Genomic DNA, 10,251 nt, shown 5'->3' on the forward strand with positions numbered 1-10,251 from the left:
TCAGAAGGAAGAAGGCGGCTCGGTAGCAGACGGTAAGAAGATGGATAAGAAGTCTATCGTGATCGCAACGGTAGCGATCCTTGTCATTACACTTGTTGCCGGCGGTGTGCTCGCATATGTACAGCAGATCACAAAGAAGCCGATCGAGCAGGCAGAACAGCAGGCAAAGGAGGACGCATACCGGGAAGTATTTACAGAGGCGGATAACTTCCGGACGGTAGATGGCTTCGACAGTGAGACTGCAGCTACATGGCTTTCGGATAAAGGCTATAAGGCAGATATAGATGAGGCAGTAATTGCCTGTGATAAAGACGGAAATGCACTTGGTTATGTATTTGTTATTACATCCCATGAGGCATATGGCGGAGATCTTCAGCTTGCCCTTGGTGTGGCAGAGGATGGAACTACAAACGGTATCTCCTTCCTGTCATTAAGTGAGACAGCAGGCCTTGGTATGCAGGCAGATACAGATGAGTTTAAATCACAGTTTGCAGGAAAAAATGTAGCACAGTTTAAATATACAAAATCCGGTGCAGCATCGGATGAGGAGATCGATGCATTAAGTGGTGCGACGATCACGACAAATGCAGTTACAAATGCAGTAAATGCAGGACTTTCCTATGCAGATTATCTGAAAGGAGGAGCAAACTAATGGGTAAATGTACAGAACGTTTATACAATGGTATCGTGAAAGAAAATCCAACCTTTGTACAGATGCTTGGTATGTGTCCGACACTTGCGGTTACATCATCAGCGATCAACGGGGCAGGTATGGGACTTTCTACGACCTGTATTCTGGTATTAAGCAATGCGTTTATCTCACTACTTCGTAAGGTGATACCGGAAAAGGTCAGAATACCATCTTATATTGTTATCATTGCTTCCTTTGTAACGGTTATTCAGTTTTTAATGCAGGCATATCTGCCGTCCTTAAATGACAGTCTTGGAATCTATATTCCACTGATCGTAGTAAACTGTATTATTCTTGGACGTGCAGAGAGTTATGCTTCTAAGAATAAAGTCCTTCCGTCAATTTTTGATGGACTTGGAATGGGACTTGGATTTACGATCGGTCTTACTCTGATCGGCATGTTCCGTGAGCTGATCGGAAAAGGTTGTGTATTTGGATTTCAGATTATCGGAGAAGGCAATCTCCTTCAGAAGACATCAGGAGCAGGAAAAGCAATCGGAGATGTGCTTGCAGCATATACGCCGATCACAATCTTTGTACTTGCACCGGGAGCATTCTTTGTACTTGCTTTTATCATCGCAACGATCAACAAGAGAAATGCGAAGAAGGCAGCAAAGGCACTTGCAAATGGAGATGAGATCCCTGTAAGCTGTAAGCCGGAAGCCTGCATGGGATGTGCAAACATCATGTGTGCCGGAAGAAAGGCTGCAATGCAGGATACTCAGGCTAATGCACAGACAAATGCCGGCAAGGCATCCGTCGCACAGACGCCGACAGCACCGGTACCACAGTCGAAAAAGGTTGTGATCCCGGATAAGATAGCAAAGAAGCCGGTAGAGCGGGAAGAAGGACAGCAGGCACAGCAGGCACAACCAGTGCAGTCGGTACCATCAGCGCAGCAACCGGTTCAGGAGATGCAGTCGGCACCGGTCGTACAGCAGACTGCTACTCAGAGTACAATGCAGCCGCAGATGGCAGCTTCATCAGAGCCTGAGATGACAGTTCCGGTATCACAGGAGCCACAGATACAGGCAGCACAACCAGCGCAGCAGCCGGTTCAGGAGAAAACAGCGTCAACTGTACAGCAGACTCCGGTTCAGGTGGCGAAAGAGATGTCTGACAGACCGAGAATCCACATCCCGGTAAATCTGAACAGAGTACCACATGCAGTTGTACTCTCAGAGACAGACAATCCGGTTTCAGAGTCAGAGAAGGCGGAAGCCGTATCGGAAGAATCCGATACGGTGGACACATCAAAGCTTGTAAGACCGGATGTTGCAAGTGCAGATCAGGTAAACAAATATCAGGAATTTGATGAAAAATCTGCAGATAAAAAGAATAAGAAAAGGGGAGGTAGAAAATAATGCATATTTTATTATTGGCAGTTGGAGCAGCCCTCGTAAATAATGTAATATTAAGCCAGTTCCTTGGACTGTGTCCTTTCCTTGGTGTATCAAAGAGTGTAAACACAGCGACCGGTATGGGCGGAGCCGTTATATTTGTTATGACGATCGCTTCAGCAGTAACGAGTATTGTTTATTATGGAATCCTTTCTCCGTTGGGATTGGATTATCTGAATACGATTGTGTTCATTCTTGTAATAGCGGCATTGGTACAGTTTGTAGAGATGTTCTTAAAGAAGAATATGAAGTCTTTATACGAGTCACTCGGAGTATACCTTCCATTGATCACAACAAACTGTGCAGTTCTTGGTATCGCACTTTCGAATGTGCAGAATGAATATACGATTTTTGAGAGTATTGTAAATGGCTTTGGTTCAGCAGTAGGTTTTGCGATCTCAATTACGATCCTTGCAGGTATCCGTGAGAAACTGGAATACAGTGATATTCCGGAAGCGTTTAAGGGTACTCCGATCGTTCTGATCACATCAGGTCTGATGGCAATAGCGTTCTTTGGCTTTGCCGGATTGATATAAGGAGGGATCGTTATGGATATTACAACAATTCTGATCGCAGTTGCAGTTGTAGCAGGCGTTGGTATTATCATTGGTGTTCTGCTTGGTGTAGCTGGTGAAAAGTTTAAAGTTCCGGTAGATGAGAAGGCAGTTATGGTGCGGGAACTTCTTCCCGGAAATAACTGTGGTGGATGCGGATATCCCGGCTGTGATGGTCTTGCAGCAGCCATTGCAAAGGGTGAGATGCCGCCATCTGCATGTCCGGTTGGAGGAACCGCCGTTGCAGAGGCAATCAGTGCAGCACTCGGCGTAGAGAATACAGCAAGCACCAAGTATGTAGCCTTTGTCAAATGCGCAGGTGACTGTGAGAAGGCAAAGGATGTTTATGATTACGTTGGACCAAAGACCTGTGTTCTTGCACAGAACAGTCCGAATAACGGACCAAAGGGCTGTACATATGGCTGTACAGGATATGGTTCCTGCAAGGCTGTTTGTGAATTCGGTGCGATTGATATTATAGATGGCATTGCAGTTGTAAATGAGGAAAAATGTAAAGCGTGCGGAAAGTGTGTAGATGTCTGTCCAAGACATCTGATCGAGCTGGTTCCGTATGATGCCCCTCATCGTGTCAGATGTAATTCAAAGGAAAAAGGAAAAGAAGTAAAGGCAGTTTGTTCAGCGGGTTGTATTGGCTGTTCACTCTGCGTCAGATCCTGTGAATTTGATGCGGTATCGGTAGATCAGAACCTCGCACATATTGATTATGATAAGTGTACCCATTGTGGCGCATGTGCCAGAAAGTGTCCGGTCAAGATCATAAGCTGATCAATGTGAGCGGATTCAGAGCCTGACTGCTGTGACTGATTCATAGGCAGATCGGTGCAACCGATAATTTATATGTCTAAATATATTCTCTGTTTCATATTATGATACGGAAGGTGGATTTTGTTGAAAAGGGAATATAGATGAGGTTTTGTGAATTAAAAGAAAAAGAAGTAATAAACTGCAAGGACTGCCAGCGACTTGGCTTTGTTGCAGATATTGAATTTGATCCCTGCTCCGGAAGAATTGAGACGATAATTGTTCCTGAGCAGGGAAAAATTTTCTGGTGCTTTGGATCTTGCGAGGAGTATCGCATTGATTTCTGTAATGTAGTAAAGATCGGGCCGGATATTATTTTAGTTGACATTCCTCCCCGAATATGTAAAAGTTAGTAGCAGAAAGAATAGAGGGGATAAAATGATGTTCCCTGATTTACGGAGGCAAAAACATGAGATGTCCATTTTGTTATGTTGATGATACAAGAGTTATAGATTCCAGACCGGCGGATGACGGCTGTTCGATCCGAAGAAGAAGACAGTGCGATGCCTGTGGCAGACGTTTCACAACGTATGAAAAGGTTGAGACGATCCCGCTTATCGTAATCAAAAAGGATAAGAACAGAGAAACCTATGACAGGAAGAAGATTGAATCCGGTATCATAAGATCCTGCCATAAAAGACCGGTATCAGCGGAACAGATATCCAAATGCATCGATGATATCGAGAACGAGATCTTTAATCTGGAAGCAAAAGAAGTAGAGAGTACGACGATCGGTGAGATCGTTATGGATAAGATCAAGGATCTGGATCAGGTAGCTTATGTAAGATTTGCTTCTGTATACAGAGAATTCAAAGATGTGAATACATTTATGAATGAGCTGAGCAAATTATTATCGACAAATACTGACAGGAAATAGACAGGAACAATCATGGTAGATTCTTATAATACAATACTGACACCGGGCACCGATGAGATCGTTGAGAAGAAATCCAGATTTATCGGTTATGCACAGCCGGTTTCTTCGGAAGAAGAAGCGTATGCATTTGTCGAAAGTGTCAAGAAGAAACATTATGATGCACGACACAACTGTCATGCATTTGCGATTGGAAAAGAGAATACCCTCTATCGTTTTTCAGATGATGGAGAACCGCAGGGAACCGCAGGAAAGCCGATATTAGAAGTGATATCGGGAAATCAGGTAACAGATATCTGCATTGTGGTTACAAGATATTTCGGTGGTACTCTGCTTGGAACCGGAGGACTTGTCCGGGCATATACAGAAGCTGCTAAGCTTGCCCTTGCAGACGCCGGCATTCACCAGGTGCAGCGCATGAAGCTTATGGATATCACCTGCTCCTATAATGATTCCGGCAAAGTACAGTATCTCTTATCAACAAATGAGATTAGTATAGAGAATACAGAATATGGTGCAGATGTAACTTTCCATACAGCAGTTCCTGTCGCCGATGTAACAATGATCGAAAAAAAGATTACGGAAGCAACAGCAGCCCGCGCTGTCATAGACGAAAAAGGCGAGAAATTCGTATAAACAGAGCTCATTCTTTTTGCGCCAATTAATTTAAAGCAAATATAAAATAAGCTTGCCTGTGACGCTATATGATTAACTATGACATTTGTATAAGTTTCGTTATGAGCCTTGCACTGGCTGTCAGCACCAAGCCCATGTTTGAACCCGAAAGGGTGAGTTTGGGCGACTGCTGACAAATATGCTGTGCGAGACGAATAGAAACGATACAACATCATAGTTAATCATATAACGTTACAGGCAAGCTTATTTTTGTTTCCCCTAAAAAAAGGTCGGCGGAAAGAGGTAGGACAGATACCGCAGGATCGGCGCATAATCCTCCAGATGCAGGAAGATCGGCGAGAAGATCAAAGTGCAGATTACAAGAACCGGAAGAGCCGATACAAACGGCTTATAATGTCGGAAGATAAGCAGACAGATAAAAGTGAACAGCAGACACAGCAGTATATATCCGAACATCTTTAACAGAAATGGCAGGATGGCTTCCGGCTGCTCATATAAGTAGAGCGTAACTACACTGACCAGCCATACCGGTGTTATATTAGCAAGAATACCGGTCAGACAGAAACGCAGTCTTTTCCGTTTGGATACTCTGTCATAGATGTGTTCATCCTGATCCTTCAGATAGACCAGCAAACCGACCAGAGAAGATAAGAACAGAAGAAAACCGGTAAATTCATGAACCGGGAACAGATCTACGCGGTCGGTTGTTCCGTGATAGGCTCCTGTATTATTGACAGATAACCGGAAGACAGAATCACTGTTCATATAATTTCTGTATTGATCTTCCAGATATGACTGGAAAGGACTCCGATAAAAGTCTTTTGTGGCAGAATTCGATTCCAGATAGTTGACGGCAATAGCCGGCGAGAAAGCATCCAACAGCCGGTCAAATAATGTTTCGGAAAAAATTGCCTGGAACATCGAAGATGGGGAAGTGTATAAGCGGATGTGGCAGTTCTTGATATCATGTATAAATGCGTCAGAAAACCCATTGTCAAACGCAAATCCACAGTCATATCGCCCGGATGCAACCTGATCCTTTAATTCCTCCATAGAACTGCATTTCTCGAAAGTAAAGCAGTCCTGATGTCCGGAGAGCTCCTGCTCCACCTGTGCCAGGTAACTGTTTGATTCTTCCATATAATATCCACAGATGAATACCGTGCTTTTTTCTTCCACCGGCAGATTTTTTATATAGAATGCCGTGAACGGAATGATCAGCAGCAACAGAAGATTGATGAATTTTTTTGAAGTCCGTTTTAACAGGATTCTGTATTGACGTAACAGCATAAGCAGTTGTCCTTTCATCGATTAATGGTAAAAACCATTACATAAGTGGTTTAACAGTTGATAATACGGGGTATGTTCAGCAAAATTCTGGATGAAGTCAGGCAGAAGTCTGACCGGAACAATACCGCCTCCGATATAAGCCAGTAAGAAAGCTGTCAAAAATAACAGCAGGCATGCCCCGGAATATCCGGTTGGCAGATACCCGATCAGCAGGATAACGAATCCGATAAACAGGATCGCGGGTATTCCGGCAAAGAATCCCGATATATGAAACTGCAAAGGGGTAAAATGACCGATCGTACCTCCGGTCATACAGCTAAAGAACAGTATCGTATAGATCATAAATAATGTGATCGTAAGTGTCAGATATTGACTGATTATAATATGCGCTCCGGTGATTCCGTGAAGCTTCAGACGAAGACGTAATGTATCAGAATTCCCTTTTATAAAAGATAAAAAGACGATTCCGCTGAAGAACAGCAGAAGCAGCAGCCCGGATACTATATAATACTGATAAGGGGTATAAGCTCCGGTAAGCTGTAAGTCTTCTCTGATATAAAGCTCTGTTCTGGATAAGACATAATCCATGTAGAGATTATCGGCATCCGTTGCGATTTGTTCTAGTGCGGTATCCGGAAGCCTCATTTGATATGCCCCCTGATAAATGATCGTAGTTGCAGCCTGTGCAGTAGCAAGCATTGATGAGGTGGATTTGAATACCTCATTTAGAGTGTAAGTATCTAAAGTACCATCCTGATTATAAATGACCGTGATCGGATTGTCCTCTCCGTATATAATGCTGTTGATGATATTATCGGGAATGATGATCAACGCCTTGATTTCGTCGTTTTCAAGCATCTGTCTGCCGTGATCTTCGGAAGCTATCTCGATGAAACGGCAGGTAGTCCGGTAGCTGTCCATTTCACTTACCATAGAATATGCCATCTTGACATAAGGAGAAGAAGCATCGGCAACCAACCCGACATTGACCGGTTCGATGGTCTGTTCATTATATAATAACCGGTTTGACAGCAGAACGACGACAGAGAGTCCGACTGCCAGAATGAGAGTGATCAGGACAAGCGGAAGAAAACGCTGTTTTATTCTTTTAAGGTCTGTTAGAAATAATCGAAAAAACATAAGAACATTCACATCCAATCTGAATCAGGCACGAAGCATGGTCGCATAATCGGTACCTTTTGCTTCCTGTAGTAAACCATCCTTTAAGATATAGATGCGATTACAGATGGAGAGCGCATCTTCTTCATGTGTTGCAACGATAATGCTGCCACCATTTCCGGTATATTCCTTCAGATAGTCCAGAATTCCTTTTTTACAGAGGAGATCTAACGCAGCAAGTGGTTCGTCCAGTAATAAAAGATCCGGCTGCTCCAGCATACAGATAGCAAGGCTCAGACGTTTCTTCATACCACCGGACATTGTACTTACCTTCTGATGGAGAAAAACATCTACACCGAGTCTTTTTAAGATAGAGAGGCTGTAGGTGCTGTTTAGCTCGGTAGATCTGCCGGAGTACCAGAGCTTCAGATTATCCAGACCGGACAGCTCCGGAATCAGTGGATTTTCCTGTGGAAGAAAGCTGACCGTTTTATCCGGTTCGTCAAAAGAATAAGTGCCATGATCCTGTCGGAGTCCGCCGGACAGAATACCAAGCAGCGTTGATTTTCCGGAACCGTTGATTCCCAGAAGTCCGATACATTCACCGGGTGCAACTTGCAGGGAGATATGATTTAGTACCATTTTCTTTTTATAATTTTTCCCGATATCATTTACAGTAAACATATTAATAATCCTCTTCAATAATCTGAAAATCCAGATAGTCGAATTCGATCGCTTCTACGAAATTATCATGATCGAAACGTGTTCTTGCGTGGAGAATAAAATCATTTTGATTTTTCTTCAGCCAGATCGGCTTTGCCAGATCAAATTCATAGCACATTTCCTCTAATGCTTTATATACCTTTTTTGTTCGTGTCAAAGATGCATCATCTATACAGACAACCGTATCCTTTACCAGGTGGTTATCCTTCATTATTTTACCCCATACTCGGAACATAAGTTAAAACCTCAATTTCTATATAATATATGTAAAAATATTGTATACCATAAAAATCATTCTGTAATCTGTCATTAAAAACTGTATTTCAATTTCCATATGAAGTCAAGCATAAATAGATGTAAGTTGTTCAAATTTTTTATACACGAAAAACACATTTCTTCTACATGGAAAACACACTTCTTACACAATTACAGATTATAGTATAACCTGTAAATAAGAAAGAGAGCAGTAAACAAAAGAAAGCTGCTGTTACATAGAAAGAAAGGATGATTGATTATGGATGAGAATTTTAGAGAAGAACAGGATTGTCAGTTCGACTCAGAAGGTCAGACACAGGAACAGACACAGACAGCTTCCGAACAGACGACTGAACAGATGAATATGCAGAATGAGAACAGCTCCTATAGACAGACCTATGGAAGCAGCAATGCATATGGACAGACCGGTTCAGGACAGAATACAAATGCATATAACCGGCAGAACTCACAGAACAGCATGTATCATGGAACTCCGGGACAGAATATGTATTTTGGCGGTGCATTTTACTCCAGTAATCAGCATGCAGGATATAACAGCCAGACCGGCTATACATCAGCTTATACGAATCCTTCAGGAAATACAGCACAGGGTACAGGTGCTTCCACGCAGAATGTGACAGGTTATTCCGAAAATGTTAATAAAGCGATGCAGAAAGCTGCTGAGAAGGAAAAGAAAAAATCAGAAAAAATGGTACGCTCAGCAAAGAAGAAAGCAGATAAAAAAGCTAAGAAAGAAATGAAGAAAACAAACGGTGGAAGAAGTACAGGAAAGAAGGTGGCAACGACTATAGCTGCGGCAGTTGTCTTCGGACTGGTTGCAGGCTGTGTCTTCCAGGGTGTCCGGTATGGCAGCGATAAGTTCTTAAAGAAAGAAAAGCAGACGGTTCAGATCGGATCAGATACAACTACAAGCTCCGCTTTGCTCGATGCAAATGCCTCCGGAAGCACCGGTGACGGCAATGTAGCAGATGTAAGTGCAACTGTAATGCCATCCATTGTATCCATAACAGGAACATATGTAACAACATATCAGTACTGGTTTGATACCTATGAGCAGGAGCAGTCAGGAGCAGGCTCAGGTATCATAATCGGAAAAGATGAAACAAACCTTTATATCCTGACGAACTATCATGTAGTAAAGAACGCAAAAGAATTATCAGCAGGATTTATAGATGGTGAATCAGCCGGTGCAGAAGTAAAAGGCTATGACGAATCAAATGATGTAGCGGTTGTAACCGTTCCGTTAAAGAAGATCAAGGACGACACATTAAGTCAGATCAAAGAGATCACGATCGGTTCATCCGAGAACTTAAGAGTCGGAGATCCATGTATCGCCATTGGTAACGCACTTGGATATGGACAGTCGGTAACAGTAGGATATATCAGTGCTCTTGACCGTGAAGTTAGTGTAGATGACGGAACTGTAAAGGTTCTTCAGACTGATGCAGCTATCAACCCTGGTAACAGTGGTGGTGCTCTTGTAAATATGAAGGGCGAACTGATCGGTATGAACACAGCGAAATATGTAGACAGCACAGTAGAAGGAATGGGCTACGCACTTCCTATATCCGATATACAGGATATCATCAACGATATTCTTGCAGGCAAGAGTACAACCAAATCAGGATCAACATATCTTGGTGTAACCGTTAAAAATATCACATCTGAATATGCAGAAGGACTGAATATGCCGGAAGGAGTATATGTATATTCGGTAAGTGAAGGATCTCCGGCAGAGAAATGCGGACTCCTTACAGGTGATATCATTGTAGGTATTGATGGAAATGATATTTCAGACAGTACAGATCTTCAAAGCCAAATAGCAAGTGGAAAGGTTGGCGATGAGATCGAGATCGAATTCTACAG

General features: G+C 42.9%; 11 protein-coding genes and 1 pseudogene (1 of these 12 cut by a window edge). 8 read left to right on the top strand and 4 right to left on the bottom strand.

The genetic code is table 11. From position 1 onward, the window contains the following. Nucleotides 1–40: 40 nt before the first annotated feature. The 7 genes and pseudogenes from LK416_03495 to LK416_03525 all read left to right on the top strand — a co-directional run bounded on the left by LK416_03495 (nucleotide 41) and on the right by LK416_03525 (nucleotide 4,977). Nucleotides 41–652: an RnfABCDGE type electron transport complex subunit G gene (locus tag LK416_03495; protein UEA75861.1), complete on the top strand. Its 612-nt coding sequence runs from the start codon at nucleotides 41–43 to the stop codon at nucleotides 650–652. After that, nucleotides 652–1,284, top strand: a pseudogene (locus LK416_03500) (electron transport complex subunit E). The gene LK416_03495 and the pseudogene LK416_03500 overlap by 1 nt, the downstream one beginning before the upstream one ends. Nucleotides 1,285–2,051: 767 nt before the next feature. Then, nucleotides 2,052–2,627: an RnfABCDGE type electron transport complex subunit A gene (locus LK416_03505; GenBank protein ID UEA75862.1), complete on the top strand. Its 576-nt coding sequence runs from the start codon at nucleotides 2,052–2,054 to the stop codon at nucleotides 2,625–2,627. A gap of 12 nt (nucleotides 2,628–2,639) precedes the next feature. Then, nucleotides 2,640–3,431, top strand: a complete 792-nt coding sequence (locus LK416_03510; protein UEA75263.1) for an RnfABCDGE type electron transport complex subunit B — start codon at nucleotides 2,640–2,642, stop codon at nucleotides 3,429–3,431. A gap of 140 nt (nucleotides 3,432–3,571) precedes the next feature. Continuing rightward, nucleotides 3,572–3,820 (top strand): YlmC/YmxH family sporulation protein, encoded by a 249-nt coding sequence (locus tag LK416_03515; protein ID UEA75264.1) that lies wholly within the window; start codon nucleotides 3,572–3,574, stop codon nucleotides 3,818–3,820. Nucleotides 3,821–3,876: 56 nt separating this feature from the next. Then, complete coding sequence (gene nrdR, locus LK416_03520; protein ID UEA75265.1) at nucleotides 3,877–4,344, top strand: transcriptional regulator NrdR; 468 nt, start codon at nucleotides 3,877–3,879, stop codon at nucleotides 4,342–4,344. 12 nt (nucleotides 4,345–4,356) lie between these two features. Then, complete coding sequence (locus tag LK416_03525; GenBank protein ID UEA75266.1) at nucleotides 4,357–4,977, top strand: YigZ family protein; 621 nt, start codon at nucleotides 4,357–4,359, stop codon at nucleotides 4,975–4,977. Between the two features lie 258 nt (nucleotides 4,978–5,235). Here the strand turns inward: LK416_03525 and LK416_03530 are convergent, their stop codons facing one another. The 4 genes from LK416_03530 to LK416_03545 are packed head-to-tail and all read right to left on the bottom strand — an operon-like array spanning nucleotide 5,236 to nucleotide 8,344. Further along, nucleotides 5,236–6,267 (bottom strand): ABC transporter permease, encoded by a 1,032-nt coding sequence (locus LK416_03530; GenBank protein UEA75267.1) that lies wholly within the window; start codon nucleotides 6,265–6,267, stop codon nucleotides 5,236–5,238. 21 nt (nucleotides 6,268–6,288) lie between these two features. Continuing rightward, on the bottom strand, nucleotides 6,289–7,407 hold the full coding sequence (locus LK416_03535) for an ABC transporter permease (GenBank protein UEA75268.1): 1,119 nt from the start codon (nucleotides 7,405–7,407) through the stop codon (nucleotides 6,289–6,291). Between the two features lie 24 nt (nucleotides 7,408–7,431). Beyond that, a complete protein-coding gene (locus tag LK416_03540; protein UEA75269.1) occupies nucleotides 7,432–8,070 on the bottom strand; it encodes an ATP-binding cassette domain-containing protein in 639 nt (212 codons plus the stop codon). A gap of 1 nt (nucleotide 8,071) precedes the next feature. After that, nucleotides 8,072–8,344 (bottom strand): hypothetical protein, encoded by a 273-nt coding sequence (locus LK416_03545; protein UEA75270.1) that lies wholly within the window; start codon nucleotides 8,342–8,344, stop codon nucleotides 8,072–8,074. Nucleotides 8,345–8,623: 279 nt separating this feature from the next. Between LK416_03545 and LK416_03550 the strand changes: the two genes are divergently transcribed. Then, a protein-coding gene (locus LK416_03550) for a trypsin-like peptidase domain-containing protein (GenBank protein ID UEA75271.1) crosses the window boundary here: on the top strand, nucleotides 8,624–10,251 show its 5' portion. Its footprint extends 82 nt past the window's final position; the window shows 1,628 of its 1,710 coding nt (coding positions 1–1,628); its start codon is at nucleotides 8,624–8,626; the stop codon falls past the right edge of the window.

The sequence above is a fragment of the Lachnospiraceae bacterium GAM79 genome, assembly GCA_020735665.1.
GTDB lineage: Bacteria > Bacillota > Clostridia > Lachnospirales > Lachnospiraceae > Coprococcus.

Bases quoted from the DNA above. Each gene is read 5' to 3' on its own strand.
- LK416_03495 (UEA75861.1), top strand. From the start codon at position 41: ATGGATAAGAAGTCTATCGTGATCGCAACGGTAGCGATCCTTGTCATT.
- LK416_03510 (UEA75263.1), top strand. From the start codon at position 2,640: ATGGATATTACAACAATTCTGATCGCAGTTGCAGTTGTAGCAGGCGTT.
- LK416_03515 (UEA75264.1), top strand. From the start codon at position 3,572: ATGAGGTTTTGTGAATTAAAAGAAAAAGAAGTAATAAACTGCAAGGAC.
- nrdR (UEA75265.1), top strand. From the start codon at position 3,877: ATGAGATGTCCATTTTGTTATGTTGATGATACAAGAGTTATAGATTCC.
- LK416_03525 (UEA75266.1), top strand. From the start codon at position 4,357: ATGGTAGATTCTTATAATACAATACTGACACCGGGCACCGATGAGATC.
- LK416_03530 (UEA75267.1), bottom strand. From the start codon at position 6,267: ATGCTGTTACGTCAATACAGAATCCTGTTAAAACGGACTTCAAAAAAA.
- LK416_03535 (UEA75268.1), bottom strand. From the start codon at position 7,407: ATGTTTTTTCGATTATTTCTAACAGACCTTAAAAGAATAAAACAGCGT.
- LK416_03540 (UEA75269.1), bottom strand. From the start codon at position 8,070: ATGTTTACTGTAAATGATATCGGGAAAAATTATAAAAAGAAAATGGTA.
- LK416_03545 (UEA75270.1), bottom strand. From the start codon at position 8,344: ATGTTCCGAGTATGGGGTAAAATAATGAAGGATAACCACCTGGTAAAG.